The organism is Marinobacter vulgaris, assembly GCF_003344045.1.
In the GTDB taxonomy this organism is placed as follows: domain Bacteria; phylum Pseudomonadota; class Gammaproteobacteria; order Pseudomonadales; family Oleiphilaceae; genus Marinobacter; species Marinobacter vulgaris.
Map to the genome: position 1 here is coordinate 50,707 of NZ_QFWX01000001.1, position 26,377 is coordinate 77,083.

28 protein-coding genes are annotated in these 26,377 nt (G+C 59.4%); 20 read left to right on the forward strand and 8 right to left on the reverse strand.

Features of this window, described 5'->3' with window-relative positions:
* Positions 1-12 precede the first annotated feature (12 nt).
* From rpoH to DIT71_RS00270, 5 genes are all read left to right on the forward strand, one after another.
* Positions 13-885 carry an RNA polymerase sigma factor RpoH gene (gene rpoH, locus DIT71_RS00250; protein ID WP_114611203.1) on the forward strand — a complete coding sequence of 291 codons (873 nt, stop codon included), beginning with the start codon at positions 13-15 and terminating at the stop codon, positions 883-885.
* A 161-nt stretch (positions 886-1,046) separates the two neighbouring features.
* Positions 1,047-1,961 (forward strand): NAD(P)-dependent oxidoreductase, encoded by a 915-nt coding sequence (locus DIT71_RS00255; protein ID WP_114611204.1) that lies wholly within the window; start codon positions 1,047-1,049, stop codon positions 1,959-1,961.
* 3 nt (positions 1,962-1,964) lie between these two features.
* Positions 1,965-2,744, forward strand: a complete 780-nt coding sequence (gene hyi / locus DIT71_RS00260; protein WP_114611205.1) for a hydroxypyruvate isomerase — start codon at positions 1,965-1,967, stop codon at positions 2,742-2,744.
* 104 nt (positions 2,745-2,848) lie between these two features.
* On the forward strand, positions 2,849-3,529 hold the full coding sequence (locus tag DIT71_RS00265; protein WP_027830077.1) for a winged helix-turn-helix domain-containing protein: 681 nt from the start codon (positions 2,849-2,851) through the stop codon (positions 3,527-3,529).
* On the forward strand, positions 3,516-4,991 hold the full coding sequence (locus tag DIT71_RS00270; protein ID WP_114611206.1) for a sensor histidine kinase: 1,476 nt from the start codon (positions 3,516-3,518) through the stop codon (positions 4,989-4,991). Before DIT71_RS00265 ends, DIT71_RS00270 begins: the two co-directional genes overlap by 14 nt.
* Here DIT71_RS00270 and DIT71_RS00275 read toward each other — a convergent pair whose 3' ends face one another.
* Positions 4,992-5,279, reverse strand: coding sequence for a hypothetical protein (locus DIT71_RS00275; RefSeq protein WP_114611207.1), 288 nt, complete (start codon positions 5,277-5,279; stop codon positions 4,992-4,994).
* Positions 5,280-5,558: 279 nt separating this feature from the next.
* Here DIT71_RS00275 and greB point away from each other — a divergent pair, with 279 nt between their 5' ends.
* Complete coding sequence (gene greB / locus DIT71_RS00280; RefSeq protein ID WP_114611208.1) at positions 5,559-6,044, forward strand: transcription elongation factor GreB; 486 nt, start codon at positions 5,559-5,561, stop codon at positions 6,042-6,044.
* Position 6,045: 1 nt separating this feature from the next.
* Here the strand turns inward: greB and DIT71_RS00285 are convergent, their stop codons facing one another.
* Together DIT71_RS00285 and DIT71_RS00290 are read right to left on the reverse strand one after the other, a co-directional pair.
* Complete coding sequence (locus tag DIT71_RS00285; RefSeq protein ID WP_114611209.1) at positions 6,046-6,357, reverse strand: phage integrase N-terminal SAM-like domain-containing protein; 312 nt, start codon at positions 6,355-6,357, stop codon at positions 6,046-6,048.
* Positions 6,358-6,509: 152 nt separating this feature from the next.
* The gene (locus DIT71_RS00290) at positions 6,510-6,770 is read right to left on the reverse strand and encodes an acyl-CoA-binding protein (RefSeq protein WP_114611210.1); all 261 of its coding nucleotides are present in this window, start codon (positions 6,768-6,770) and stop codon (positions 6,510-6,512) included.
* Between the two features lie 346 nt (positions 6,771-7,116).
* On the opposite strand from DIT71_RS00290, the gene DIT71_RS00295 reads away from it, so the two are divergent.
* The 7 genes from DIT71_RS00295 (at position 7,117) to DIT71_RS00325 (ending at position 12,102) form a co-directional block, all read left to right on the forward strand.
* On the forward strand, positions 7,117-7,947 hold the full coding sequence (locus tag DIT71_RS00295) for a DNA ligase (RefSeq protein ID WP_114611758.1): 831 nt from the start codon (positions 7,117-7,119) through the stop codon (positions 7,945-7,947).
* A gap of 205 nt (positions 7,948-8,152) precedes the next feature.
* The gene (locus tag DIT71_RS00300) at positions 8,153-8,476 is read left to right on the forward strand and encodes a DUF883 family protein (protein WP_114611211.1); all 324 of its coding nucleotides are present in this window, start codon (positions 8,153-8,155) and stop codon (positions 8,474-8,476) included.
* Between the two features lie 2 nt (positions 8,477-8,478).
* Positions 8,479-8,988, forward strand: coding sequence for a hypothetical protein (locus tag DIT71_RS00305; protein WP_114611212.1), 510 nt, complete (start codon positions 8,479-8,481; stop codon positions 8,986-8,988).
* Positions 8,989-9,132: 144 nt separating this feature from the next.
* Positions 9,133-10,041, forward strand: coding sequence for a PGAP1-like alpha/beta domain-containing protein (locus tag DIT71_RS00310; RefSeq protein ID WP_114611213.1), 909 nt, complete (start codon positions 9,133-9,135; stop codon positions 10,039-10,041).
* Complete coding sequence (locus tag DIT71_RS00315) at positions 10,038-10,373, forward strand: hypothetical protein (protein ID WP_114611214.1); 336 nt, start codon at positions 10,038-10,040, stop codon at positions 10,371-10,373. The genes DIT71_RS00310 and DIT71_RS00315 overlap by 4 nt, the downstream gene beginning before the upstream one ends.
* 139 nt (positions 10,374-10,512) lie before the next feature.
* Positions 10,513-11,238, forward strand: a complete 726-nt coding sequence (locus tag DIT71_RS00320) for a polyamine aminopropyltransferase (RefSeq protein WP_114611215.1) — start codon at positions 10,513-10,515, stop codon at positions 11,236-11,238.
* A 75-nt stretch (positions 11,239-11,313) separates the two neighbouring features.
* Positions 11,314-12,102 (forward strand): ATP-binding protein, encoded by a 789-nt coding sequence (locus DIT71_RS00325; RefSeq protein WP_114611216.1) that lies wholly within the window; start codon positions 11,314-11,316, stop codon positions 12,100-12,102.
* A gap of 7 nt (positions 12,103-12,109) precedes the next feature.
* On the opposite strand, the gene DIT71_RS00330 is transcribed toward DIT71_RS00325, so the two are convergent.
* Genes DIT71_RS00330 through pdsR form a run of 3 tightly spaced genes read right to left on the reverse strand, consistent with a single transcriptional unit; the run spans position 12,110 to position 16,170 of the window.
* Entirely contained in the window at positions 12,110-13,420 is a 1,311-nt protein-coding gene (locus DIT71_RS00330; RefSeq protein ID WP_114611217.1) for a DUF3422 family protein, read from the reverse strand.
* A 32-nt stretch (positions 13,421-13,452) separates the two neighbouring features.
* The gene (locus DIT71_RS00335; protein WP_114611218.1) at positions 13,453-15,465 is read right to left on the reverse strand and encodes an ATP-binding protein; all 2,013 of its coding nucleotides are present in this window, start codon (positions 15,463-15,465) and stop codon (positions 13,453-13,455) included.
* 3 nt (positions 15,466-15,468) lie between these two features.
* Complete coding sequence (gene pdsR, locus DIT71_RS00340) at positions 15,469-16,170, reverse strand: proteobacterial dedicated sortase system response regulator (RefSeq protein WP_114611219.1); 702 nt, start codon at positions 16,168-16,170, stop codon at positions 15,469-15,471.
* A 214-nt stretch (positions 16,171-16,384) separates the two neighbouring features.
* Here pdsR and DIT71_RS00345 point away from each other — a divergent pair, with 214 nt between their 5' ends.
* From DIT71_RS00345 to DIT71_RS00360, 4 genes are all read left to right on the forward strand, one after another.
* Positions 16,385-18,547, forward strand: a complete 2,163-nt coding sequence (locus DIT71_RS00345; protein WP_114611220.1) for a marine proteobacterial sortase target protein — start codon at positions 16,385-16,387, stop codon at positions 18,545-18,547.
* Complete coding sequence (locus tag DIT71_RS00350) at positions 18,544-19,167, forward strand: class GN sortase (protein ID WP_114611221.1); 624 nt, start codon at positions 18,544-18,546, stop codon at positions 19,165-19,167. Before DIT71_RS00345 ends, DIT71_RS00350 begins: the two co-directional genes overlap by 4 nt.
* Before the next feature lie 104 nt (positions 19,168-19,271).
* A complete protein-coding gene (locus DIT71_RS00355; protein WP_114611222.1) occupies positions 19,272-19,514 on the forward strand; it encodes a GlsB/YeaQ/YmgE family stress response membrane protein in 243 nt (80 codons plus the stop codon).
* A gap of 2 nt (positions 19,515-19,516) precedes the next feature.
* Positions 19,517-19,918 carry an MAPEG family protein gene (locus tag DIT71_RS00360; protein ID WP_114611759.1) on the forward strand — a complete coding sequence of 134 codons (402 nt, stop codon included), beginning with the start codon at positions 19,517-19,519 and terminating at the stop codon, positions 19,916-19,918.
* A gap of 63 nt (positions 19,919-19,981) precedes the next feature.
* Here DIT71_RS00360 and DIT71_RS00365 read toward each other — a convergent pair whose 3' ends face one another.
* Positions 19,982-20,428, reverse strand: a complete 447-nt coding sequence (locus DIT71_RS00365; RefSeq protein ID WP_114611223.1) for an OmpA family protein — start codon at positions 20,426-20,428, stop codon at positions 19,982-19,984.
* A gap of 335 nt (positions 20,429-20,763) precedes the next feature.
* Here DIT71_RS00365 and DIT71_RS00370 point away from each other — a divergent pair, with 335 nt between their 5' ends.
* Positions 20,764-22,212 (forward strand): rhomboid family intramembrane serine protease, encoded by a 1,449-nt coding sequence (locus DIT71_RS00370; RefSeq protein ID WP_114611224.1) that lies wholly within the window; start codon positions 20,764-20,766, stop codon positions 22,210-22,212.
* Between the two features lie 36 nt (positions 22,213-22,248).
* On the opposite strand, the gene DIT71_RS00375 is transcribed toward DIT71_RS00370, so the two are convergent.
* A complete protein-coding gene (locus DIT71_RS00375; protein WP_167507441.1) occupies positions 22,249-23,703 on the reverse strand; it encodes a B-box zinc finger protein in 1,455 nt (484 codons plus the stop codon).
* Between the two features lie 218 nt (positions 23,704-23,921).
* Between DIT71_RS00375 and DIT71_RS00380 the strand changes: the two genes are divergently transcribed.
* Together DIT71_RS00380 and DIT71_RS00385 are read left to right on the forward strand one after the other, a co-directional pair.
* Positions 23,922-25,733, forward strand: a complete 1,812-nt coding sequence (locus DIT71_RS00380) for an ABC transporter ATP-binding protein (RefSeq protein ID WP_114611760.1) — start codon at positions 23,922-23,924, stop codon at positions 25,731-25,733.
* A gap of 64 nt (positions 25,734-25,797) precedes the next feature.
* Positions 25,798-26,370, forward strand: coding sequence for an SCO family protein (locus DIT71_RS00385; RefSeq protein ID WP_114611226.1), 573 nt, complete (start codon positions 25,798-25,800; stop codon positions 26,368-26,370).
* Positions 26,371-26,377: the final 7 nt, after the last annotated feature.

Below are 26,377 nucleotides of genomic sequence, written 5' to 3' on the forward strand. Positions count from 1 at the left end.
GGAGGAAAAGATATGGGTACGAATTTACAGGTGATTGACAGACTGGTTCCGGGTGCCAATCTGGAGTCCTATATCCAGGCAGCCAGCCGCATTCCGGTTTTGTCTGTCGAGGAAGAGCGCAAGCTCTCAGAGCGGTTGTATTATGAAGGTGATGTGGATGCCGCCCGAGAGCTGATCCTCTCGCATCTGCGTTTTGTAATCCATATTGCCCGCAGTTATGCCGGTTATGGCTTGTCCCAGTCCGACCTGATCCAGGAAGGCAATGTGGGCCTGATGAAGGCGGTCAAACGCTTCAATCCGGAATATGGAGTGCGCCTGGTCTCTTTTGCGGTGCACTGGATCAAGGCGGAAATTCACGAGTTCATCCTGCGTAACTGGCGTATCGTTAAAGTGGCCACCACCAAGGCCCAGCGCAAACTGTTCTTCAATCTGCGCAGCCAGAAGAAGCGTCTGGCCTGGTTGAGCCACGACGAGGTGACAGCGGTGGCCGGTGACCTGGGCGTGGAGCCCAGGGTGGTCCGGGAAATGGAAGGCCGGCTGGCTTCCCACGACACCGCGTTTGACGGTCCCCAGGATGATGATGAAGACAATGCCTATCAGGCACCGCAATATTATCTGGAAGATCATCGCAGTAATCCGGCGACTCAGCTTGAACAGTCGGACTGGACGGACGATTCCAACGGCCGCCTGATGTCAGCGATGGCGCTGTTGGACGAGCGCAGCCAGGATATCCTGCGGGAGCGCTGGTTGTCAGACAGCAAGTCTACGTTGCATGAGCTGGCCGACCGGTATGGTGTTTCCGCGGAGCGTATCCGTCAGCTTGAAAAGAATGCAATGAAGAAGATTCGTGCCCAGATGACGACGGAAGAGGCTGTCGCCGCATAAGCCAGGAATGACATCGGCTTCTGTCAGAACGCCACCACCCTTTGCGGGGTTGGTGGCGTTTTTGTTTGTATAATCGAAACACCGCCATCCGTGGCTCCGCACGGTTTTGAGACAGCCTGCCCACCCACTTCTCCAGCATTGGCAATAGGGATCCAGAAAGTATGACCTCACACCATCTTCGTATAGCTTTTCTTGGCATTGGCTTGATGGGCACGCCCATGGTTCGGAATCTTCTGAACGCGGGTTATCCCATGACATTGTGGAACCGTACCGCGAGCAAATGTGAGCCTTTTAAGGATGAGGCCGTCGTTGCCGGCTCACCGAAAGACGCTGTTCGACATGCCGATGTCGTGATCACCATGCTCGAAAACGGCGATGTAGTGGACAGCGTGATGATGGAGCAGGGCGGTATCGACGCGCTCAAGGCCGGAGCGGTCTATATTGATATGAGCTCGGTTCAGCCGTCGCTGGCGCGTCGCCATGCGGAACTGGCCCGGGAGCGGGGCGCCGGGTATGTGGATGCCCCGGTGTCCGGTGGGACGGTCGGGGCGGAACAGGCGACGCTGAGTATTATGGCCGGGGGCGCTGAGGCGGATATTGAGCGGATGCGGCCGGTTTTTGAGGCCTTGGGTAAATGTACGTCGATTGGTCCTGTCGGTGCCGGGCAACTGGCCAAGTTGGCCAATCAGGCGATTGTGGGTATTACCATCGGTGCGGTTTCGGAGGCGTTGTTGCTGGCGGCGAAGGGTGGTGCCGATCCTGCAGCCGTGCGGGAGGCCTTGATGGGTGGTTTTGCCAGTAGCCGGATTCTGGAGCTTCATGGGCAGCGCATGATTGACCGTGATTTCTCACCTGGAGCGCCGGCCCGGATTCAGCTCAAGGATCTGCGTATGATTCTGGATGAAGCCCGCTCCGAAGGGCTGACGCTGCCGCTGGCCCAGCAGGTGCATAATGAATACCGGAGCCTGGTTGCCAACGGCCACAGTGACGTGGACCACAGCGGTCTGCTGCTGGAGCTGGAACATCTCAATGGCGCCCTTCTGGGCACTTCGCCGGCCATCAAACGTAAGGGATAAGCCATGCCTGCATTCGCTGCCAATCTCTCCATGCTGTTTGCCGAGGCGGAGTTTATCGGCCGCTTCCGGCTGGCGAGGGAGGCCGGTTTCTCCGGGGTTGAGTATCTGTTTCCGTACCAATGGCCGGAACAGGAGCTGAAGCGGGAGCTTGAGAGTAATGGGCTTACCCAGGTGCTGTTCAATCTGCCCGCGGGTGACTGGAGCGCCGGCGAACGTGGCATTGCCTGTCTCCCCGACCGTACCGATGAATTCAGGGCAGGCGTTGACCTGGCCATCCGCTATGCCCGTGCCCTCGACTGCAGGCAGGTTAACTGTCTGGCCGGCATTCGCCCGGATACCCTGGACGAATCACTGGCCTGGCAGACCCTGGTGGACAACGTGGAGCATGCCGCCGCCCGACTGGACGATGAAGGCATGACCCTGTGCCTGGAGGCGATCAACTCCCGGGTAGATATACCGGGATTCTTCCTGGACACTTCTGCCCGGGTGATGCAGCTGATTAAGGCGGTAGATGCCGGCAACGTGAAACTGCAGTATGACCTGTACCACATGCAGATCATGGAAGGGGACCTCATCCGCTCGCTGGAGTGCCTGCTGCCGTGGATCGGCCACGTCCAGTTTGCGGATAATCCGGGACGTCATGAACCCGGTACCGGAGAGATTAACTTTCGGAATGTTTTCGCGGCCCTTGACCGTCTGGGGTATGGTGGCTGGGTAAGTGCGGAATATCGCCCCAGCGGCGACACGACGGCAAGCCTGGACTGGTTTCGCGAGAGAAAGTGACCGTCGCCATTGGCGACACCCTCTTACAGGATCGTAACTGGCCGGCAACCGACGTTCTTCGTACCCTAGCTGTTAATGTAATCCGCTATTCAGGAGGATAACCGGTGAAAGCACTGGTAATTGAAGACGATCAGGACGTGGCAAACTACCTTGTCAAAGGGCTGAAAGAGTCTGATTTTGTCGTGGATCATGCGGCGGATGGCAAAGATGGAATGATGATGGCCGCGAGTGAAGACTACGACATCATGATTGTCGACCGTATGCTCCCGGGCATGGACGGTCTTTCGATCATCAAAACGGTGCGTGCTACCGGTAACCAGGTACCTGTACTGATCCTCAGCGCCCTGGGCGATGTGGATGACCGGGTCGAAGGCCTGCGTGGCGGTGGCGATGATTACCTCACCAAGCCCTTCTCCTTCACCGAATTACTGGCGCGGATCGAATCTCTGGTGCGTCGTAACCGCCAGTCTGCGGAAACCGAGACCGTGCTGCGGGTGGCGGACCTGGAAATGGACCTGCTCGCCAGGACCGTCAAACGGGCAGGGCATAACATCGATGTTCAGCCACGGGAATTCCGCCTGCTGGAATATCTCATGCGCAATGCCGGTCAGGTGGTCACGCGAACCATGCTGCTTGAAAAGGTATGGGATTACCATTTTGACCCCCAGACCAACGTGATTGATGTTCATATCAGCCGCCTGAGGGCAAAAATCGACAAGGAATTCGATACCCCACTGCTGCAGACCATCCGGGGCGCAGGGTACATGTTGCGTGAAACTGCTTAGCCAGCTCAGAACCTCCTCATTCCAGTTAGCCCTGCTGTATATGGTGGTGTTTGCCACCTCGGTTTTCCTGTTGCTGGCGTTTATCTACTGGCGCACAGCGGGGTTCATGACTGAACAGACCGATGAAACCATCGAGGCGGAAATCGCGGGCCTTGCCGAGCAGTACCGCGGCAGCGGCATCAATGGCCTGATTTCCATCATCCGCGAGCGTGTCGCTCGCGACCCCAATGCCAAATCCATATATCTGCTGACCACCGACGACTTTCTCAAGCTTGCCGGCAATATTGAAACCTGGCCCAATGGCTCACGTTCGGAAAGCGGCTGGATCAATTTCACGCTGGACGAGTCGGTAGGCTGGACAGGTCCTGAGCGCTTGGCCCGTGCCCGTATTTTCGAGGTCCAGGGTGGCCTGCGCTTGCTGGTCGGTCGTGATGTGGAGGAGCTTACCAATCTCAAGCGGGTGATTGAAACCGCCATCAACTGGGGCATGGGGATTACCCTGGCGCTGGCCCTGCTGGGTGGTTTCCTGATGAGCCGGAGCACCACCCGGCGCATCGAAGTGATCAACAATACCTCCCGACGTATCATGAACGGTCACCTGTCACTGCGTATTCCCACACGCGGTACCGATGACGACTTTGACCAGCTGGCGGAAAATCTCAACCAGATGCTGGACCGGATCGTGTACCTGATGGAAGGCATCCGCCACGTTTCCGACAGTATTGCTCATGACCTGAGAACCCCGCTGACGCGGCTGCGCAACCAGCTGGAGAACACCCTGATGTCGGTGGACAACGACGAGGCCCGCGAGCAGGCCGGGCGCGCAGTGGCGGAAGCCGACCAGTTGCTGGCCACCTTCAACGCGCTGTTGCGGATCGCACGGCTGGAGACCCGTGGCAACACCTCGGACATGAAGCAGGTGTCTCTGGGGGAACTGGTCAGTGATGCGTGTGAACTTTACGAGGCACTGGCGGAAGACAAGGATCAGGATTTCGAGCAGTCGCTGGAAGACCAGGTAGTGATTGAGGGGGACCGGGATCTGCTGTTCCAGATGGTCAGCAACCTGATCGACAACGCCATCAAGTACACTCCGGAACAGGGCAAGATCCGGGTCAACGTTCGCAGGGAAGGGAGCGATGCGGTCTTCGAGGTCGGGGACAGCGGCATTGGTATTCCAGACGAAGAGAAGGACCAGGTGTTCCAGCGATTCTACCGGGTGGGCAAGAGCCGGTCACTGCCGGGGAATGGCCTTGGCCTCAGCCTTGTAAGCGCCGTAGCGGAGATACATAAGGGAACCATCTCCCTGAGCGATGAACATCCGGGTGAGGAGTATCCGGGCCTTAGGGTGACGATTCGCATGCCGGCCTACTCTCCGAACAGACGACGCCTGAAGGATTCCCAGACAATTCCGGCCTCGGACGCCGGAGAGCAGAGCTCCCCGGCAGAGCTCAGAGGTACCTGATCAGCTGCTGGCGACACCACGGAACTGGTTGACGCGGCTGACCAGAGGCCTGATCAGGGGGGCGGTGCGGGTCTCGATAGCGGTCAGCAATCCGTCGACCTGTGAGCGGCGGCGGTCGTATCTCGCCTGGAAACTGTCCCACTCGCCTTCCAGATGCTTCTGTTCCAGCATGATGAAAGCGGCCAGATTGTGGCGGTTCAACCTGTCAGTAACGCCGTATTGATCAAGCCGGTAGCCGATAGTGTCCAGGCCGTTCAGCGCAGTGTTGATGAGTTTTTTGGTGTTCATGTCAGTGCCCCGTTTCTGAAAGTGTTGAGCAGTAAAAAGCTTCAAGTGGTAATACATTTATTTAAGCTGAACGATAACGCTGCTCTCTAGAGTGAACAACCTAATCTCTGCCCTGAAAAAAACGTAATCGTACGGCCACTGCCGTGTAACCTCGACTGTGCAGAATTAAGGCTGTAGTTATGGAAGCCAGCGGAAACTCCGCTTGCTTCTCCCTCCAGCACAGCGCTAGCCTTACCCCGTTTTTACGGGGTTTTTTTATTTCTGAATGATGGTTTTTATATGGCCAGAACCCGCTACATAACGGCGGAGGGTGAAAGCGCCCTGCGCGACGAGCTGCGCTACCTGTGGAAGGAAAAGCGCCCGGAGGTCACACAGTCCGTGCGTGAAGCTGCTGCTCAGGGCGATCGTTCCGAAAATGCCGAGTACATCTACGGCAAGAAACAGCTACGGGAAATAGACCGCCGTATACGCTTCCTGAGCAAGCGACTCGATGAGTTGACAGTGGTGGACCGATTACCGGATGACCGGGACAAGGTATTTTTCGGGGCCTGGGTGACCATCGAGAACGAGGAGGGCCACGAAAGCACCTATCGACTGGTTGGGCCGGACGAGTTCGATCTGTCCCGGGGGTATCTGAGCATTGACTCCCCTATGGCACGCGCGCTCCTCGGTAAACGGATTGATGACGAAGTCGGGGTGCGCACTCCCGATGGCTGGAACCACGTTATAATTACCGATATTCGTTACGATCCGCTGGCGCGTTAAGTCAGGCGGCGGCCGTGCCTTCGGGCTCGGTTCTGCCCAACACGTCCTCGTAAAAGAACGCCAGGGCCTGTTTCGCCTGGTTCAGGCGCGCCCTCGATACCTCCAGACGATCACTCAGATACGCCAGGAAAACCTGCCGGTCGTCGGATTGCAGCATTTCCGGATTTTTCAGGTTGTGGAAAAGCACAAACCTGGAAATCCAGTGGAGATAGGTCTGCTCTGCGCGGTGGTTAAGCTGATGTTTACGGATGGCGCCAGTCACTCGACTGACGAGGCCCGGCTGCGATTGCTCAAGCGCCTCGGAGGTATCCATGGTGCGTCGTCCTTCTTCCCTGTGAATTGTCGTTCTTATAATGCGCGCATACTATGACAATCGTTTGACGGCCGCAAAATCTTTCACAGGGAAAATTGACTGGGAGCAACAATCCGTAACATTTGCTGCTTCCGAAAATACCGATCGCCGGGTTACTTCAGGGCTTCCACCTTGTCGATGTACTTCTGCATCGCTTCTTCGGAGGAGGTTCCCTTCAGCTTTTCCCAGGCGTCGTATTTGGCGCGGCCGACGAAATCCATCATGCCGGGGCGCTTGCCGCTGACATCGCCTTCAGTGGCCTGCTTGTAGAGCCCGTAGAACTCCAGCTTGAGCTCGTTGGATGGCTTGAAGTCGCCCTCGGCGTTCTGGATGTAGTTTACGGCTTCGTCGAAACGGGTTTTCAGGTCACTCATGGGGGGGGTCCTTTTTTAGTGTCAGATCCGGCACTCGCAGAGAACCAGAGTATATCCAGAGACAGCGTGGCCGTCATCGGCTGATCGTTGCAATCCGCCGGCCAACCACTGCTTGAGTGCCAGGGTTTTCCTGGATAGAGTTGCGTCAGCAGCGTGCCAGGAAGGCGCGCGCAATGGACTGCAATACCGCAACTGAGTTTGCAAATGGACCACAGGGAGCAAGTGCATGTCTTCAAAAGACGGTTCTGTCGCGCCGCAACAGCGCATCAATATCAGGTTTGTCCCCGCCGCGGTAATCCGCATCCCGAGACAGTTGCTGGCGCGTCTGGCTAGGAATGCCCCTCTGATGCTGTTGTCGCTGGCTCTGGTTACCGCGCCCTGTGCTTATGCAGAACCGCCGGGGCTGGCACTTGCCGGTGTCTATGAGGAGGGGGTTGATCTTGAGGGTTACTGGGTCAGCGAAAAACTGGACGGCGTTCGGGCCTATTGGGACGGTGAGCGTTTCTGGTCCCGGGGTGGCAACGAATATCCGGCACCGGAGTGGTTTACCGAAGGCTTTCCCGATATGCCCATGGACGGCGAGCTGTGGATGGGGCGGGGGCGGTTCGCCGAGTTGTCCGGTGCGGTAAGGCGGTTGCAACCGGTAGACACCAGTTGGCGGCAGATCCGTTTTATGGTGTTTGACCTGCCAGGGGTTGGGCGGCCATTCAGTGAGCGTATCCAGGCAATGGAGTCAGTGCTGGTGCCGTCACCTTCGCCCTTCCTGGCTATGGTGGCGCAGGAGGTGGCAACGGATCACGACCAGCTGATGGCAGCGCTGGATGAAGTGATCGCGGGCGGTGGTGAAGGCTTGATGCTGAGGCGCGGTAGCAGCCTTCATTCCGCGGGCCGCTCGGGGGATTTGTTGAAAGTGAAGCGTTACCAGGATGCGGAAGCGGTGGTTGTGGCGCATCTGCCCGGTAGCGGCAAATACCGGGGCATGCTGGGGGCCATACAGGTAGAGCGGGATGATGGGCGGCGGTTTCGTATCGGCACCGGATTCAGCGACGACCAGCGCAGAAACCCGCCGCCGGTTGGCGCAAGCATCACCTACAAACACTACGGTTACACTTCAACGGGGCTGCCAAGGTTTGCCAGCTTTATGCGGGTCCGTAATGATGAGCCCGCTCAACCCTAGGTCAATGGATTTCAATTGAGGAGCCTTCCATACGGTCCCGTATGTTGTGCTACAGTAAATGTAATCATTGTGACTCTTTAAGGGTCCATGGTTGCTGAATGCCTGTCGAGTCGTGAGCTGGCTTTCTTTTACACGCATTCAGTTGATAGTTTTTCCGGTTATCAAAAACCGAAATAGCATATTGTTTGCTAATAAGGAGGCAACAATGGAAGCGAAATCCAACCAGAACGAATATGAGCAGGTCAGAGCGGATCTGAAAAAGCTCAGCGACGATCTCTCCAATCTCACCAAAAGTGTTACCGAGGGGCAGAAAAGCAACATCAGCAGTCTCCGTGATGAAATCCGCCGGGAGAGCCGCGAGGCGTTTGACCAGGTCAGGCAGCGTGGGGATGAAGCGATCAACCGTGCCCGTGATGCCGGCACCAAGGCCATCGACGAGACGGAGAGCAAGATTGGGGAACGGCCTTTCCTGAGCATCATGATCATGTTCCTCGCCGGGTTGCTAGTTGGTCGGTTGCTGGACCGCTGATCATGCCCGATTCAGCCTGGTTACAGGGCGTCCTGCGTAAGGCAGTCGCGGCCATTATTGGATTCATGCTGGCCCTGGTGCTGCTGGTCGCCCTGTTGATTACCGGTTTTTACCTGCTCGTGAATGCCGCCACGCTGGCCTTGGCTCCCACTTTGGGTGAGGCCGGTGCCCTGGCGGCCACGGGCTTGGCATGCCTGTTATTGCTGGCTCTGTTTTTCTACCGGATGACCCGGCCGGTTACCGCAAAGAAATCTTCCTCCGAAGGTAAGGAAGGCAAAGGAAAGTCACCCTCCTCTCCGATTGATGTCATCAGGGACCTTGTCCGTAACAATCCTCTGGAAGCCGTTGCTGCCGCGTTCACACTTGGCGTTGTGGAGCAGGGCGATCCTCGCCTGAAGTCGCTGCTCATGCAGGGCGGTATGGTGTTGATGAGGGAAGCGGAAGCCGAGCAGGCCCGAGGCAAGGAAAAAACCGAAGTTCCTGCCGATGACACTGACCAACCAGTCACCTGATCGTCACCCCACCGTAACCCGCCACATCGCAAAGTATCATCAACCAGGTGCCGCTGAGGGCAAAATCCGGGGGAAATTCAATCAATCCCGGGGCCATAATCAGGGTAGACTGGTGTGTATATCAACAGACAGTAGCGGTTGCGCATGGATACAGATACAAGCCCGGCGTGGCAAAGACACGCCTCAGCCATTTTCAGCGGATTCTTCGGGGACTGGCTTGAGGCCCGCAACAATCCCCTGGCCATGCCCATGGCGCTTTTTCACGGCTGTGAGTCAGTCGATCCCGGTTCGCCTCATGTGCAGGCCCCGGGCTCAACCTTGTGCCTGTCGATCCACGGCCTGATGGAGCTTGAATCGGTGTGGGCCCTTCCTGGTGGTAACGGAGCCCATTACGGCTCGCTGCTGGCGGCTGAGAACCGCGACATCACACCCCTGACGCTTCGTTACAACACCGGCCGGCCCATCCATTGCAACGGGCAGGCCCTGGCGAACATGCTTGACACCCTGGTCAGCCAGTGGTCCCTGCCTGTTGAGCGCATTATCCTGATCGGCCACAGCATGGGTGGGCTGTTGATCCGTAGTGCCTGCCATTACGGCCAACTCCGTGGCCATCGCTGGGTGGAGCGGGTCGGCGATTGTGTCTACCTCGGAGCCCCCCATGACGGATCGTGGTTGGCGAAGGGTGCCAGGGCGGCGGCGGAGCTGATTAATCGGGCGCCCCGGGACTATTTACGGGTACTGGGCGAGGTGATTGATCTGCGCAGTGAGGGTATCCGCGACCTGTCCCGCGGGGAGTTTGTGACCGGGGCTGACGGCGAGCCGCCCCTGTTGCCGGGTGCCCGGCATTACGTTGTCTGTGGTTTGCTGGCACGGGCCCGTCAGCATCCGGTTAACCTGCTGTTCGGGGATGCCCTGGTCAATGAATCCAGCGCCCGTGGTCGCGAGCGGAAAGGCTGGGCGGTCAGTGGTGAAGCCAGCTTCCCGGGCGTTGATCATATCCGTCTTGCCCATCATCCCGATGTGGCTGTCCAGCTTAAGGAGTGGCTATTATGAATCAGCAGGATCGTATCTGGTGGGCCGGGTTTGCCGATATGGCGGCCAGTGGCCTGGCCCATGGCTCCCTAAAGCTTGAGCGGGTTCATCTGTCCATCGCTGACGAAACCTTCAACATACTGCAGCAGGTACCGGTTACCAGAGCCTGGAGTGAGAGGGTTCGTACGATCCATCACGGCGTTTCCCGGCTGTCTTACCGTAGCGTATCGTTGGCAGCCACCGGCGTCGGAAGCCTGGCCAGGCGGGTACAGCTTTCCGGCCGCCGGCCCACTGCCGTTCGCTCGATCTCCCCCGCAATACATACGCTGGCGTCGATACGCATGTCGCGATAATACACGTCCCGGACAACGCAGATGCGGGCAGAGGATGTTGTCAGTTGCGGTCCTTCACAACGTAAAACTTGTTGCCAGTCTGCGGTTCCCGAGATCCGGTGATAGGATATGGCTTCGTCAGAACTCGACAGGAAACATCATGGGCCTTTTGTTTGAACAGATCGACAGCCAGCCGTCCGCACTGGGGGAAATTACACTCCGTCGGCGCCGGATTCCGGCCCTGGGTGACCGTGATATCTATGAGGTGAAACTGGGTGAAGAGTTCCTCATGTCCAGCATGTTCGTGGACGCGGAAGTGGCCCTGGCGGATCTGGGTCTGGGCGCCGTCGAGGGCGACGCGTTGCAGGTGGTGGTCGGTGGCCTCGGCCTGGGATACACCGCGGAAGCCGCCCTCAAGCATGAGCGGGTGAGTGAGCTGGTGGTGGTGGATGCTCTGGATACGGTTATCCACTGGCACCAGCAGGAGAAAGTGCCGCTGGGTAGGGTGTTGAATGAGGATCCACGCTGTCGCTACGTGCTGGGTAGTTTTTTCGACATGGCCGTGTCCGAAGCCGGCTTTGACCCGGAGGCGCCGGGCCGGGTCTTTGACGCGATCCTGCTGGATATCGACCACTCACCCAGGGCTTTGCTGAACGACTCCAACGCCAGCTTCTACAACGCAGAGAGTCTGGGCCGTATGGCGGCCCACCTGAGGCGCGACGGGGTCTTTGCCATGTGGTCCAACGAGCCGCCCGACGAGGCGTTCATGGAGATTCTGCGCACGCTGTTTACCGACGTGGACGCGAAAGTGGTGTCTTTCTATAACCCGTTCCAGAACCGGGAATCCTCCAATACGGTGTTCCTGGCTCGCAAGCCGCTTGGCTGACAGCGCGACAAGTCCCGGCCTGATACCAGGCTTCAGTGTTTCATGATGATAGACGCGGAACAGGAAACAAGTGTTATGGCCACAGAGCAATCCATCGACTGGGCAAAAACGCCGGCCGCCGTGTGGCGGCGCCACCGTCAGGGGCTGCGGGCCATCCGGCGTCTGGATCCGGTGGGCTGGGAAGATCTGACAGGCATTGGCCGGCAGCAGGAGGCACTGGCCCGTAATACCGAGCGCTTCCTCGCAGGAGAGCCCTCCAACAATGCCCTGCTCTGGGGCGCCCGGGGCACGGGAAAGTCGTCTCTTATCAAGGCACTGCTGAATCGCTACCGGGACCAGGGCCTGAGAATGATCGAGGTGGACAAGGATGACCTGGTGAATCTGCCGGAAATTGTCGATGACATCGCCGGGCTGTCCTGGCGGTTCGTGATTTTCTGCGACGACCTGTCCTTCGAGGTGGGCGAGTCCGGCTACAAGGCGCTGAAGAGTGTGCTGGAGGGATCACTGGAGCTGCCCCCGGAGAATGTGCGGGTATATGCCACCTCCAACCGCCGCCACCTGATGCCGGAGTTCATGGACGACAACGTAAAAAGCGAGATGCGGGGCGGTGAACTGCACCCGGCTGAGGCCATTGAGGAGCAGGTATCCCTGGCCGACCGGTTTGGCCTGCAGTTGTCGTTCTATGGCTTTCCCCAGGACGTCTATCTGCAGGCTATTGATGCCCTCTTCCCGCAGGTAATCGACAGGGAAGCCCTGCATCGGGAAGCGATCCGTTTTGCCACCAGCCGCGGCGCTCGCAATGGGCGCACGGCGCAGCAGTTCTTCCGTCAGTTTGGTGGCGGCTCGGAAGCCTTCGGCGGTTAGGCAGCCGCTACTGCTTTTGCGCCAGCTTGATGAAGCGGTGATGCACCAGTCGCACGCCAAAAAATACCAGGGCCATCACCACCGGTATGGAGAGACCAAGTACCAGGGACTTGTCGAAATCCAGGCCCGCATCGTAGGCGGAATCCAGTGCCAGCTTCAGCAGTCCGACCAGGTAGTAGCTGATGGCCACCACGGAAAGCCCCTCCACGGTATGCTGCATCATCAACTGGATTTTCGAGCGCCGGTCCATCGAGCTCAACAGCTGCTGGTTCTGGCTCTGGATGGCCAGCTCCACCCGCGTGCGCATCATATCCGAGGCCCGGTCCACCCGCCGTGACAGGTCTTCCAGCCGGTCTTTGACCGATTCGCAGGTTTCCACGGCCGGAGTCAGCCGGCGGGTCATGAATTCGGTGATGGTGAGGTGGCCGGACAGTTCGTCCTCCCGCAGTTCCTCAAGCCGCGTCAGTACCAGTCGGTGATAGGCGCGGGTGGCGGAGAAGCGGAAGGTGGAGTGGGCGCGGAACGCTTCGATTCGGGCCGCAATATTGGTCAGGTCCGCCAGTACCTCGCGCTCGTCGAGGTCGTGGTTATCAGCCAGGGACTGGGTAATCACTGCCAGCTGCTGGTCCATGTCGTTCAGCGAGGGCGTTGTTTCGCGGGCGAGCGGCAGCGCCAGCAGCGACATCAGCCGGTAGGTCTCGATTTCCATCAGGCGCTGGGTCAGGCGGCCAAGCTGGCTGTCCGACATGTCCCGGTTGAGCACCATGAAACGGCCAAAGCCGTCACTGTGGAGTTTGAACGTTCCCCATACCCGGGCCTTGCCTTCCCAGGGACTGCTGCCCACCAGCCGTTCGCCTTCGAACCAGTGGCGGATTTGCGCCAGTTCGGTTTTTGGGCTTTTCGTGGCCTGCTGAATGTCGATGTGAAAAGCCGCCACCACGGTGCCGGTAAGCTGTTCGAGCCAGCCCTCCGGCAGGGGTGAGATGCCGGTGTCACGGAAGGGTTGGTGATCCTCGCCACCTGCCAGGTTGATAAAGGTGTAGGACGCAAATTCCATGTGCATCTCGCGGCGGATGCGCAGGGAGCCAAAGGTGGCTTCGTAACAGCTGACATCTTCGACGGGCGCGTCCTCGCCCAGCATGATATGAAGATCCTGCCAGTGGCGGAACTGGGCCGAGCGCTGATCTGGCGTGGTCAGTACGGCAATGTGGGTGACCTGCGCCGGGCACGGCAGCACGTGGAATGGCCGGGAGTGGAGTTCGTTGTAGAGTTCTGCCCTGAGAGGATGCAGATCAAGCTGGTTCAGTAACAGGTCCAAGGTTAATTCCTCTGAAGGCGAGCCGGGGCGGCTCAGGCTGCCGCCGGCAATGTTACCGTAAAGCGCACACCGTCTGCCTCGTTGGCTGCCAATACGTGGCCGTTGTGATGTTCGGCAATCAGCCTCACGATCAGCAGACCCTGGCCCAGGTGGCCTTCCTGCTGGCCGGTTCTTACTGACACGAAGGGACTGAAAATATCACTGGTGAGGTTCTGCGGCAATGACGAGCCCTCGTTGAACACGCTCAGTTCCAGTTGCCCCGGCCCTGACCGCAGCCGCACTTCAATCCGGCCCAGGCAGGGCGTGAAGTCCCTGGCATTGTCCACCAGCTTGTCCAGCAGCTGCACCAGTAACTCCGGGGAGCCATGGCATGGGCAACCGCTGGCGGGCCCGGCATAGTGAATGTGATGGTCCGGGTCCAGCTCCTGGTAGGCGAGGGTGGTCTGGGCGGCGACGTCAGCCAGGTCAAAGGTTTCTTTCTCGGCGTGGTCCAGGCTCTGTTCCAGTCGGGCCGCTTCGCTCATGCCCTGGAGAATCTGGCTCAGGCGGTCGGTGGCGGAGCGCGCGCGGTCGATGTAGCTGGCCTGGTCGGCCGGGTCCGTGGTGTGGCTGAGGTTTTCCAGGGAAGATCGCACCACCGCCACCGGTGTTTTCAGTTCATGGGACAGCCGTCGGGAAAAGCTCTCCAGGTAATCAGTGTAGCCCTGGAGGCGGTCAACCATATGGCTGAACTGCCGGGACAGGTCACCAAGCTCGTCTTTCGCGCGGGCAGGAGGCAGGGAGCCCAGAATGCGGCCATCGTCATCAATGCTGGCGCTCACGGCCCGCTGCAGACGGGTAATGCGCCAGGATAACCAGCTGGCGTAACCTAGTAGCACCAGCATCAGCCCGATGATCAACAGCACGCTGCGGGCAATCACCGAGCCGAGGGTGCTGCCAGACAGAGCCAGTAACTGATCCAGTGACTCTTCCAGTACCAGTACCCGGCCATCGTCCAGTGGCTGCTTCACCAGCATGAAGGTGTCGTCGTTGCGGTGTCGCACCAGGCCCCGTGACGGCAACTCCGCAGCCTCCAGGCGGTGGCTTTCGGCGTCAAGCTCTACCGGCTCCGGCTGATAGAAGCGCACCAGCGCCCGTAAGCCGTTCAGGCTGATGCGTTCAAGAATCTGCAACGGCGTCAGGCTGTCGAATCGCGTTTCCCCGGTGTCAGAGTCCTGTCTCTGGTGTGCAATCACCCAGCCATCCGGTTCCAGGATCCAGGCGCCCTGGCCCTGAGCGATCATGGCATCGAGCCGGTTTTCCAGGTGTGGCAGCCGGGTAACAAGCTGAGCCGAGGTATGGCCTGCAACAACAGTTTCTTTGCCCGTGTTGGCGGCTTCTTCTGCAGGCCATAAAACCTGGAAGCCGAAGCGGGAAGAGGGGGGCGGTCGCGGAACTCTCAGTTCGGCCTGGTAGCCGTTACTGATCACCTGCCAGTATCCGCTGATGCGGTAGTCCGTTGAGTTTTCACCGTCCGCCTCTATAGCGTTGATGGCCCCCGGTGCCTGGGTGCGAATGAGGCGGCGGCTGGTCTGGTTGCCGTTGGCCAGATGAAGCAGGATCCGGTCATGGGGCTGATCCGGGTTACCGGGGTTGAAAAATTCCGGTGTCCGGCCGCTGACCCGGATAAGCAGGTAGAGATGATTGCGGTTCACCGCTGCCTGCCAGGACACTGCCGCCCCACCGCTATCGCTGACGCTCCGGGTGCTCTGCCATTGCTGGCGGGACTCTTCCTCGTCGTAACCCGGCCAGTCATCGCGGTAGCCGTCCAGGTTGGGGGCGCGGGACAAGAGTTCGGCGTAAATCACCGGGCTTCCGGGTTCAATGGTGGGGCTTTGCCCTAACTGTTCGGCGGCAAAGCCGGCAACGCGCCCGGCCTGACCCTGTAATTGCCGGGCTGCCTGGTTCCGCAGGGCCTGATCCAGTTCCAGTACGAACTGCAGGCCGGCCCAGGGAATCAGCAGCATCAGCAGGCTGGCAATGAATAGCTGGCGCTTGAGGGTCAAGACTCACGCCTCATGGGCATTCCAGCGGTAACCCATGCCGTAGGCAGTGTGAATGCCGTCGAAGGCACGATCAGCCTGCAGGAACTTGCGCCGTATGCGTTTGATGTGGGAGGTCACCGTGTTGTCGTCCAGCACCGTGCTGGCGGCTTCCATCAACTGGTCACGACTGCGCACATGGCCGGGATGCTGGACCAGGGAGTGGAGCATCCAGAACTCGGTCACCGTCAGGCCAATCGGATAGCCGTTCCAGTCTGCGGCCATGCGGTCCACATTCAGTGCCAGCCGGCCCCGGTGCACCACTTCGTCCGGTTGCTTGAGGGCTTCGGCCCAGGCATCGGCGCGTCGTAGCAGGGCGGTTACCCGGGCCAGCAGGTGGTCCATGCTCATGTCCTTGGTGACATAGTCATCAGCTCCCAGCCGCAGGCCATGAACCGAGTCGATGTCACTGTCCCTGGCGGTGAGGAAGATGATCGGCAGGGTTTTCGACTGGTTTCGCAGGTCCTGGCACAGGGTAAAGCCACCCTCGGGCTCGTCACCAAGGCCCACATCGATAATGGCCAGGTCCGGCAGAGCGGTGCGTAGCACCTGGGAGGCACTGGCGCGATCGCCATAGGCAGATACCCGATAACCCCGGCGCTCGAAGGCGTCACGGTAGTTTTCCCGGATCGCGGGCTCGTCCTCAATCAGCACGATATGTCGCTTCATAACCTGCAGCCATTTCCCCTGTTAATACAGCTTGCTATTTAACCATGGCCTGAGTCCAGAACAAGGCAAAGTGGCCGGTTTGCCATAATTCATCATTTTCTCAATGGCGGATCGTCAGAATGTGACACCGGATCGCCGTTTCCATGGGCTGAAATAGACGTCAATTGCCACCAAGGCGCGTTTTTCAACCACATTGAAACAAGGAAGCGGACCGATGCTGCTGACCAATCCGGGATCATCATCACCAACCATTCTGAATGCCCGACGCAGAAACACGGGGTGGGCCGAGTGGCAGGCCTCTCCTCGCCTGCGACGCTGGCTGGAAGGGATTTCGTTGTGGCTGGCGGTGATGCTGTTCCTGTTTGTGCATCCTTTGTATGCCGAGGCCTCCGAAGGCGGCCATGGCGGTCATCAGGGAGCCGGTGAGTTTCATTTTGTTGATGTCAGCGGGCAACGACAGGGGACGGCGACGCTGCTCAACACCGATTACAGGGTGACCGTGAGCGGTTTGATTGCCGACACCCGCTTGCGCCAGAGTTTTCGTAATACCAGTCAGCAATGGCGCGAAGGCGTATTCGTGTTCCCGCTGCCGGAAAACGCCAGTGTCTACGGTATGACCATGACCGCCGGCGAGCGGGTAATCGTCGGCAAAATCCATGAGAAGCAGGACGCAGAACGCCAATACGCCCGGGCGAAAGCGGAGGGCCGTAAAGTCGCCCGTGTCGACCAGCAGCGGCCCAATCTGTTCACCACCCGAATGGCGAACATCCCGCCCGGTGAAACCGTCACCGTGGAGCTTCACTATCAGCAGGCGGTGCGCTATCAGTCCGGTGAGTTTGAACTGCGCCTGCCTACCACCCTGACACCCCGCTACATGCCTGGCGAGGCAGTGGACAACCGGCCAGCCCGATGGACCGCCGGCTGGGCGACCGCCACCACGGAAGTGCCGGATGCCGGGCAGCTCAGCCCGTTCACGGTGCTGCCTGGCGATGTAGGGCCCGACAGCCACCGGGCCACCATTACCCTGGATATTAATGCCGGCCTGCCGGTCAGCCGTGTGTCCAGTCCCAGCCACCGGCTGAACAGCACCTGGAACGGCAATACGGTTGCGGTATCACCGGAGTCCGCTGCCGTGCTGATGGACCGTGACCTGGTGGTACGCTGGGCGCCGGCCCGGGGCATGGAGCCCGCGGCTGCCCTATTCCGGGAACACTGGCAGGGAGAGGATTACCTGCTGGCCCTGGTGGTGCCGGGCCTGGACCGTGATCAGCGGCTGCCAAGGGAGCTGGTGTTTGTGATTGACACCTCGGGTTCCATGGCGGGCGAATCAATCCGTCAGGCCAGGCAGGCGTTGTTGCGCGGACTGGACACCCTGGGACCGGACGATCGTTTCAATGTCATCCAGTTTAACCGCCAGACCCATGCCCTGTTCCTGGACGCGGTCCCGGCCAGTGGCAACAACATTGCCAGGGCCCGTCGCTACGTCAAGGGGCTGAATGCCGACGGGGGCACCGAGATGGCACCGGCGCTGGATGCGGCACTGGATGCCAGCCGCGGTGACGGCGAGAACCCGGCTGCAAGGGTGCGCCAGGTGGTATTTATTACCGACGGCGCCGTGGGCAATGAAGCCGCCCTGTTCGGCAGGATCGGCAACAGCCTGGGTAGCAGTCGCCTGTTCACCGTGGGTATAGGTTCGGCCCCGAACATGCACTTCATGCGGGAGGCTGCCCGCTATGGTCGTGGTACCTATACCGCCATCAGTGACCTCTCCGACATTGCCCGCCCTCTGGATGAGCTGTTTGCCAAGATGCAGTCCCCGGTGTTGACGAAGGTAGCGGTTAACTGGCCCGGCCAGACATCCGCAACCGAAGCCTTCCCACGCCGTATTGGCGATCTGTTTCGCGGCGAGCCCATGGTACAGGTGGTGCGCGGAGTGCCGGGAGAAGGTGAGCTGAGTGTCTCCGGGCGGCTAGCGGATGGCAGCTTCTGGCAGCAGTCCCTGAGGCTTGACCAGGCCGCCAACGGCACGGGTCTGCATCGCCACTGGGCAAAACAGAAGATCAACAGCCTGATGGACAGGGACCTGACAGGACAGGTAGATGACGATGCCCGGGAGGAAGTGACAAGGCTGGGGCTGAAACATCAACTGATGACCAGATACACCAGCTTCCTGGCGCAGGACAAGACTCCGGCCAGGCCTGCGGTAGAGGACGTAACCACCGACAGTCTGCCCTCCCTGCTTCCGGCGGGTAGTCAGGGCACCATGCTGCGTTACCCCCAGACCGCAACCCTGTCGCCATTGCTGGTCGCCATCGGCCTGGTGGGGCTGATGTTTTCGGCGGCGATTACCCTGCTGCAACGGAGGGTGTTTGCATGAGCCGCCTGATTCTGCTGCTGGCAACAACCTTCGCAACCATCCTCGCGGTAGGCCTCTGGATTCCGTTAAAGGCCCTGGCGGCCCAGGAACTGCTGGAACTGGCCTGGGCCGAGAGTCAGGCCCGGCAACAGCAAACCCGCCCCTGGCCCTGGGCGGATACCTGGCCGGTTGCACGCCTGGCAATGCCGGAGACCGGCCAGTCGCTGATTGTTCTGGAGGGGGCACACGGTGAGAGCCTGGCCTTCGGGCCGGGGCAGATGATCGGCAATGACGGACAGGCGGGGCCGGTAGTGATCGCCGGCCACCGGGATACTCATTTCCGTGTACTTCAGCACCTGGAAACCGGAAGTCGGGTTCAATTGCAGGACCGGACCGGACGCTGGCGCAACTTCCGCGTTGACCGCATCCGGGTGGTGGATAGCCGCCACGAGCAGATCAATACCGCTATTCTGCCCCGGGATTCCCTGCTTCTGGTAACCTGTTATCCCTTCGACGCCGTGGAAAACAATGGCCCGCTGCGCTACGTGGTGGAAGCCAGGGCCGAGCCCATGAAGACAACGGTTGAGGGCAGTGATTCGCTGCCTGCAGAGGCTGCTGCCTCCCTTGCTCGCAGTACCTGATTCCATTTCCAGGCGCTATTGGCACTATTCGCGGAAGTGCTTGAAGCGTCTGGCAAAACAGGGCAGTCTTTCGGGGACTGTTCCGCTGCAGGGAGATGCATGCAATGAATATTATTCTTTTTCTGATTATTGGTGGTGTGGCCGGCTGGCTTGCCGGACTGATTATGAAAGGCCGCGGCTTTGGCGTGCTGGCGAATATCGGTATCGGTATTGTCGGCTCCGTTCTTGGCGGTTTTGTTTTCCGATTGCTGGGACTTGCCGCACAAGGGGCCGTGGGTGAGCTGGTCACCGCCACCGTGGGTGCGGTGTTGTTGCTGGCGGTGGTCAGCGCTATCAAGAAGGGTTAATGATGATCGTACCAGTTTCCGCTGTTTTCGCAGCCGTTCTCGGGTTGTTGCTGCTGGCGTTGTCAGTGTTGGTTTCCCGTTTTCGCCTGAAGTACCAGAAAAGCATGGGGGTCAATGACGATCGGGACTTCGAGGCGGCTGTCCGTGCCCAGGCCAACCTGGTTGAATATGCACCCCTGGGCCTGGTCATGCTGGCTATTGCCGAATTGAACGGGGTTCACAGTGGACTGGTGTACTGGACAGGTATGGCTTTTGTCGTCGGGCGGGTGCTTCATGCCTTTGGCATGATCAACGGCCGGGGGGGCCCCCACATTGCCCGGATGGTGGGTATCCTGCTGACCTGGGCGGGCATCCTTGCCATTGCCATGCTGCTGCTCTGGAACGTGTTCCAGGTCTACGGCTGAGTGCCTTGTGCGGGGGCAGCATGGCCCCCGAACCCACCACAAGATTACTGAACCGGGCGGGCTTTACAGTGCCTGGGCGATGTCCATGGAAAGGTATTCAAGCTCCAGCCGGCGATTGGCGGCATGGTCTTCCGGCCGCGCCAGTGGACGCTCACTGCCCCAGCCATTCACCATGATCTGGCTTTCCCTGACTCCCTCACGAATCAGCATCTTGGCGGCACTGCTGGCCCGCAGGCGGGACAGGAAGTGATTGTATTCGCTGACACCGAAGTTATCGGCATGGCCGTGGATGCGCACCCTTACCCCCGGATTGTGCTTCAGGTAGTCGGCATGCTGGCGCAGGATGGTCTGGTCATGATCGTCCAGGCGGTGCTTGTTGAATCCGAAATGAAAGCGCATGCGGTGCGGTTTTCGCGGTGAACCGTCTGCCGCCAGCGCCGCCATTGCGAGGCCGGATTCGATGGCCGCTCTGGCAAGCAGTTCCGGGTTGTCCAGTACGAGTACAGTCATGGCAGTATCCTTGTTTGTACGTCCGTTTTATTGTTGTCCCGGCAACTATTGGCTGCGGTTGGGACAACGGCAATTGGCGATTGGTCGAAACCCTTTAACCATGCTCTTTTCGAGCATTCTGCGAATCGCCCCCTTTTGCGGCTGCCCTGATTAAATGTCATTTGTATGACCTTCGTGTGACACCCGCAGAGTAGCCTTTATTGAGGTGCCACGCACAGTTTGTTTTGCCCGGGGCCCTGCAATTCGCTTCAGGGTCCATTACAGCGCGAAATACTGGCCATGCTGTGTTAAAAAGCACAGCTCCCGGGACAAATTATGATGAATTGTGACCGCCCATGCTGATTATCCCCGCTGAAAACGCCGTTAACTGGAAGCGCCCGCCCTGGGTGACCCTGGGGCTGATGCTGGCCTGCCTGTTGGTGTTCACGTTTTATCAGGGCGACGACCGCCGTTTGACGGAGCAGGCAATCAGGGCGTATCTGGAATCGGACCTGCAGTCCCTGGAGGCGCCGGTATACGAGGACTACCTGCAGCGCCAGATCCGGTTCCAGGGGGACGAAGAGCGAATTTACGAGTTGCAGAACTTCCGGCAGCTGCGACAGGAGGGCGGGGATCTGTGGGTTGCCTACAGCCTGCTGTCCGACCGCGAATTCTACCAGTATATGCTGGAGAACCGGGACGTGGTGCTGGCGCCTGCGGAACGTCGGCGCTGGATGGCACAGCGGGGCGAAATCCAGTCCCGGTTGATGGATCGTCTCAGCGCCAACCAGTTGGGCCTGGTGCCGGCGGAGTTCTCACTGTACACACTGGTTACCTATCAGTTCCTCCACGGTGGCTGGGCGCACCTTATCGGCAACCTGGTATTCCTGTTCCTGCTCGGTTTTACCGTTGAGAAGGCCCTTGGCCCCGGTCGTTTCCTGCTGGCCTACCTGATCTGCGGGGCACTGTCCGGTGTCGTGTTCACCGCCTTCTCCATGGGGAGCCATGTTCCCCTAGTGGGAGCGTCCGGTTCCATATCCGGACTGATGGGCATGTATGTGGCCATTTACGGGCTGCAGAAAATCCGCTTCTTCTATTTCGTGGGCGTTTACTTCAATTACTTCCGGGCGCCGGCCCTGGCGATCCTGCCGGTATGGCTGGGCAAGGAAATCTATGACTACTGGTTTGCCGGCGCCACCGGTATCGCCTACATGGCCCACGCCGGAGGCCTGGTGGCAGGCGCTGTCATGGTCTGGCTGCTGGGCAAGAGCTGGCTGCAGGTGAAAGAGGAATTTTTCGAACCGGAGGAGGATGAGCAGGACGAGCGCTTTACCACCGGCTACAGCCAGGCCATGGCCAGCCTGGGAAGAATGGAGTTTGATCTGGCCCGGCGCCAGTTCGAGGCACTGCGGGAACATTACCCTGATCGCACAGTGCTGCTGGAGCATCTTTACCAGCTGGCAAAACTGCGCCCGGACCTGCCGCAATACCGGCAGCGGGCACGGGAGCTGATGAACGAGTCCCTCAACCGGCGCCGGCCTGAACAGATGATTCAAATATGGCAGGAATACCTGGGTAAAGGTGAAAGTCATCAGCCGCTAAGCGCTGAGGACCATAACAGGGTACTGTTCACCAGCCTGAAGCAACACGACCTCAAAGCCGCAGAAAAGGCCTTCGAGAGACTCAGAAGTACTGGCGATGAGCTTCTTACAGTGGAAGCCTGTCGTTTACTGGCAGACGAGTTCGAAAAGCACCAGATGACCCCGAAGGCTCGCCATTATAGGCAGTTGTTACAACGGAGCTAACTCACTGTTGAATGGCTGAGTCCCCGGCACACGGCCCTACTCCTGAGTAGAAAAAGAGGCCCTGGGTCCCTTCACCGGCTCCCGGTTCTGAACCTGCTGCAGGTAAACGTCGATCTGCTCGTGCAGCGGATGTTTCAGGCATCGCTTCTTGATGAAATTCAGGAACGCAGCCGCCTTTTCCCACTGCCCGAGGCCATTGGCCAGGGCCTGAGCGACCAGAAGATAGGCCGGTGCCAGCTCATCGCTGTCCGGAAAACGCTTGTGGAAGTACTGCAGCAACTTCAGGGCGGGCTTGAAGTGTCCACGATGGTAGAGGCTGCGGGCGCAACGCACTGACAGCCCGGGTTCCTCCAGCCGGAATCCCGGCTCAATGGTTTCAATGGCTGCCAGCAGGTCCGCGATACCATCCCCGTCGTTGCGGTCGGCCAGCATGCCCAGAAACCGGGGATGATAACGATACAGCTCCGGGATATCGTTGCGGGCGGTCAGCAGCTGGTGCAGCTGGCCCAGGCGCAGGGTGTTCTGTGAATCACGCTTCAGGGACTCTTTCAGCATGGACTGGACGCGATCGTAGTTGCCGTCCTTCAGATTCATGTCGATATCGGCATCAAACCGTCGGGTCCGGTCACGATGGTGCATGTCCCCGGCCTGCTCGTCATCCTGAAGGTCACTGGCGAATCCGAGCTCCTCCTGATACTGGAACAGCAGATAGCCCAGCATGTGAAACAGCATGAGGGTAAAGGTGCTGTTAAGGAATCCGGCCAAGGTGCGGGCCACGCCCGGGGCGAAATGGGTAAGCGCGAATTCCTGTGCCGCGCCGGACGCCAGGATCAGCAGGATCAGGTAACCGTAGAGCAGGAAATAGGGCGCACCGATCCGCGACATCAACACCGCAAGATTCATCGGATTGACGGCAGCCATCACCGAATGTTCCATGGCCAGCACCATGATGCTGGCGGGCAATGCCAGTATCACGAACGCCAGCGCCAGCAACATCAGCAAGGGTCCGCCCACCATGGCTGCGGCGGCTACCATGCCAGCCATCAGCACGAATACCAGCAGTTGCAGAATGACAATATCGAACCCGCTGCCGGAGAAAGCCACCGCCACCGGGGGTGGTTTCATGTGGCCTGCGGCGGTATGGCTGATCACCGCGTAGGTATATTTCAGCAGTGCCAGCGCCAGCACGAGGGTGATAATCAGCCCGATGAGGTTGCCACTGACCAGCAACGGCACCAGGGTGCAGATGGCAATGACCAGCAACGGGTCGGTGTGGAACGGGTAGCGGAAAAAGGCGCCAATCCGGTTCCAGAATGGCACTACCTCGGTGGCTGCACCGAGATAGCGCATGGCGCGGCTGCAATGGGGGCAAAGCGCGTGTTGCTTGCGGGTGTCGGCATCCGGCATGCAGCGGGTGCAGTAATGGATCTGGCAGTCCCCGCAATGCCATTTTGCGGGTTCGCCGGGATGGTAATGGCAGTCGTGTTTCACAAGCGGCCCGGTTGTCGTGGCTCTGAGGATCAGGGGCAATCATGGCAGACGGCCGACCATCCCACCAGACGGTTGGGTCGCAAATGCCGGAATTTATCGGGATGCCGGTGGGTCATGCCAACCGGGTCTTCCGGCTCCGGTAGACTGTCGCCGAAAATACTGCGTATCAGTATGGATACATAAAAGTTAACGGGGGATTTTTGGAAAAGGCAGCAGAACTGAATTCTGTGGGTGAGGATACGGCGGGCCGGAGCGACCACCGGTATAGCTGGCGCGGCATTCTCTCCCTCGCCCTGAAGCACAAGCCGAGACTGGTGCGGGCCAACCTGCTCGCCATCCTGGCTACGGTAGTCAGTGTGCCCATTCCACTGTTGCTGCCGGTGCTGGTGGATGAGGTCCTTCTGGATGAAGCGGGCCCCGTGCTGCCCGTCATGCAGGCGGTACTGCCCCAGGCATGGCATCAGCCGGTGGTCTATATCGGATTGATGGTGGTGGCGGCGTTTCTGCTGAGGCTGCTCTCCCTCGTCTTTAATGTGCTCCAGTCCCGGGAATTTTCGAAGATTTCCAAGGATGTGGTTTTCAGAATCCGGTCGCGCCTGCTGGGCCGGTTGCAGCGGGTGGCCATGTCGGAGTACGAAACCCGCGGTTCCGGGGGCATCACCAGCCATTTCATTACCGACCTGGACACCATCGACCAGTTCCTGGGCACCAGCATCAGCCGTTTTATTGTGGCGAGCCTGACGGTCACCGGGACCGCCATTGTGCTGATGTGGGTCCACTGGCAGCTGGGCCTGCTGATCCTGCTGTTCAACCCGCTGGTGATCTTTGCCACCATGCTGATCGGCAAGCGGGTCAAGGAACTCAAGCGCCAGGAAAACAGTGCTTACGAGGATTTCCAGGGTGATCTGACCGAAACCCTGGACGCCATTCACCAGCTCCGGGCCGCCAACCGGGAACAGCATTACCTGCACCAGCTGATCAGTCGGGCGCGCACGGTTCGCGACCACGCCATCCAGTTCGAATGGCGCAGTGATGCCGCCACCCGGGCCAGTTTTGCGCTGTTCCAGTTCGGGGTGGACGCCTTTCGCGCAGCCGCCATGATAACGGTACTGTTCAGCGACCTCAGCATCGGCATGATGTTCGCCATCTTCGGTTACCTCTGGTTCATGCTGACACCGGTACAGGAAATGCTGAACATGCAGTACGCCTGGTTTGCGGCCAATGCCGCTCTGGGCCGCATCAACCGTTTGCTGGAGCTGGAGGAGGAGCCCCGTTATCCCGCGCTGGAAAATCCGTTCAGGGGCAAGCACACGGTCGGCCTGTCACTGCGCAACATCCATTTCAGTTACGGCGACGAGCAGGTGCTCAGAGGCATTAACCTTGATCTGGCACCGGGCGAAAAGGTGGCTCTGGTGGGCGCCAGTGGCGGCGGCAAATCCACCCTGGTGCAGGTCATTCTTGGCATGTATACCCCGCAGAAAGGGGACGTGTTGATTGACGGAGTGCCGGTCCAGCGGATCGGGCTTCCCTGCCTGCGGGAGCATGTCGCCACCGTCTTGCAGCATCCGGCGCTGTTCAACGACACCGTGCGCCAGAATTTGACCCTGGGCCGGGACAAACCGGATGCCCGGCTCTGGGATGCCTTGCGGATCGCCCAGCTCGACCAGACGGTCGCGGCAATGCCGGACCTGCTGGATACCGTGATCGGGCGGCAGGGGGTTCGGCTGTCCGGGGGCCAGCGCCAGAGATTGGCCATCGCGCGGATGGTACTGGCAGATCCGTCTGTGGTGATCCTGGATGAAGCAACCTCGGCTCTGGACGCGGAAACCGAATTTCAGCTGCATCGGGACCTGGAAGCCTTCCTGAGCAAGCGAACCACGCTGATTATCGCCCATCGGCTCAGTGCCGTTAAGCAGGCAGATCGGGCCTGTGTTTTCGAGGATGGGCGGATTATTGAGGAGGGACAGCACGACGATCTGATCGCGAAAGATGGTCTCTACGCGCAACTATACGGCGAAAGACAAGCCTGACATTTTCGGTCAAGTTCCGGGCGACGCGGCCGTTAAGCTTTTGGTATAACCCCTGAGGCCATCCATGAACAAAAAAGCATTCACAGCGGCAGTCATGCTGCTACTGGCGATCGGCATCTCCGGCTCCTTGCCCCTGCTGGCCCACGTCACCAAAGACAGTGACTTTTACGGGCTGCGGACAGATCTTTCGGTGCCGGCCCTGCCGGAATATGAGCCGGGCCCGGAAAAACTTCGCCTGGTGTTTTTCGGGTACCGGCATTGCGGGACTGTCTGCCCCGTGCAGCTCGTGAACCTCCAGGATCTCCATGAACGACTTTCGCATCAGCCCGTAAGCTTTGTATTCGTTACTCTGGACCCGGACAGAGATAGCCAGCAAGAGCTCGATCAAACCATGACGGCCATGGGGCCGAAATTCCGCGCCGTGCGACCGGAAAACCAGCTGGCGGCGCAGAACCTGGCGCTCGGATTTTCCGACTATGCGGCAAAAACCGGAACCGCCGACGCTTACGATTACGACCACAGCGCAAGGATTTACGCTGTCTCGCCGGATAACCGTCGACACCTTCTGTATGCCTCCCCCGATCTGGATCTTGATCGTGTACAGGCCGATATTGAGCGGCTATTGGCCGTATTGTGAGGAACCC

Coding starts and splice junctions, on each gene's coding strand:
- DIT71_RS00295 (WP_114611758.1), top strand. CDS start 7,117: ATGCTGTTGTCGCTGGCTCTGGTTACCGCGCCCTGTGCTTATGCAGAA.
- DIT71_RS00290 (WP_114611210.1), bottom strand. CDS start 6,770: ATGAGTGACCTGAAAACCCGTTTCGACGAAGCCGTAAACTACATCCAG.
- DIT71_RS00320 (WP_114611215.1), top strand. CDS start 10,513: ATGGGCCTTTTGTTTGAACAGATCGACAGCCAGCCGTCCGCACTGGGG.
- DIT71_RS00345 (WP_114611220.1), top strand. CDS start 16,385: ATGCTGCTGACCAATCCGGGATCATCATCACCAACCATTCTGAATGCC.
- greB (WP_114611208.1), top strand. CDS start 5,559: ATGGCCAGAACCCGCTACATAACGGCGGAGGGTGAAAGCGCCCTGCGC.
- DIT71_RS00350 (WP_114611221.1), top strand. CDS start 18,544: ATGAGCCGCCTGATTCTGCTGCTGGCAACAACCTTCGCAACCATCCTC.
- DIT71_RS00365 (WP_114611223.1), bottom strand. CDS start 20,428: ATGACTGTACTCGTACTGGACAACCCGGAACTGCTTGCCAGAGCGGCC.
- DIT71_RS00310 (WP_114611213.1), top strand. CDS start 9,133: ATGGATACAGATACAAGCCCGGCGTGGCAAAGACACGCCTCAGCCATT.
- DIT71_RS00285 (WP_114611209.1), bottom strand. CDS start 6,357: ATGGATACCTCCGAGGCGCTTGAGCAATCGCAGCCGGGCCTCGTCAGT.
- hyi (WP_114611205.1), top strand. CDS start 1,965: ATGCCTGCATTCGCTGCCAATCTCTCCATGCTGTTTGCCGAGGCGGAG.
- DIT71_RS00370 (WP_114611224.1), top strand. CDS start 20,764: ATGCTGATTATCCCCGCTGAAAACGCCGTTAACTGGAAGCGCCCGCCC.
- DIT71_RS00355 (WP_114611222.1), top strand. CDS start 19,272: ATGAATATTATTCTTTTTCTGATTATTGGTGGTGTGGCCGGCTGGCTT.
- DIT71_RS00385 (WP_114611226.1), top strand. CDS start 25,798: ATGAACAAAAAAGCATTCACAGCGGCAGTCATGCTGCTACTGGCGATC.
- DIT71_RS00325 (WP_114611216.1), top strand. CDS start 11,314: ATGGCCACAGAGCAATCCATCGACTGGGCAAAAACGCCGGCCGCCGTG.
- DIT71_RS00305 (WP_114611212.1), top strand. CDS start 8,479: ATGCCCGATTCAGCCTGGTTACAGGGCGTCCTGCGTAAGGCAGTCGCG.
- DIT71_RS00275 (WP_114611207.1), bottom strand. CDS start 5,279: ATGAACACCAAAAAACTCATCAACACTGCGCTGAACGGCCTGGACACT.
- rpoH (WP_114611203.1), top strand. CDS start 13: ATGGGTACGAATTTACAGGTGATTGACAGACTGGTTCCGGGTGCCAAT.
- DIT71_RS00255 (WP_114611204.1), top strand. CDS start 1,047: ATGACCTCACACCATCTTCGTATAGCTTTTCTTGGCATTGGCTTGATG.
- pdsR (WP_114611219.1), bottom strand. CDS start 16,170: ATGAAGCGACATATCGTGCTGATTGAGGACGAGCCCGCGATCCGGGAA.
- DIT71_RS00360 (WP_114611759.1), top strand. CDS start 19,517: ATGATCGTACCAGTTTCCGCTGTTTTCGCAGCCGTTCTCGGGTTGTTG.
- DIT71_RS00300 (WP_114611211.1), top strand. CDS start 8,153: ATGGAAGCGAAATCCAACCAGAACGAATATGAGCAGGTCAGAGCGGAT.
- DIT71_RS00315 (WP_114611214.1), top strand. CDS start 10,038: ATGAATCAGCAGGATCGTATCTGGTGGGCCGGGTTTGCCGATATGGCG.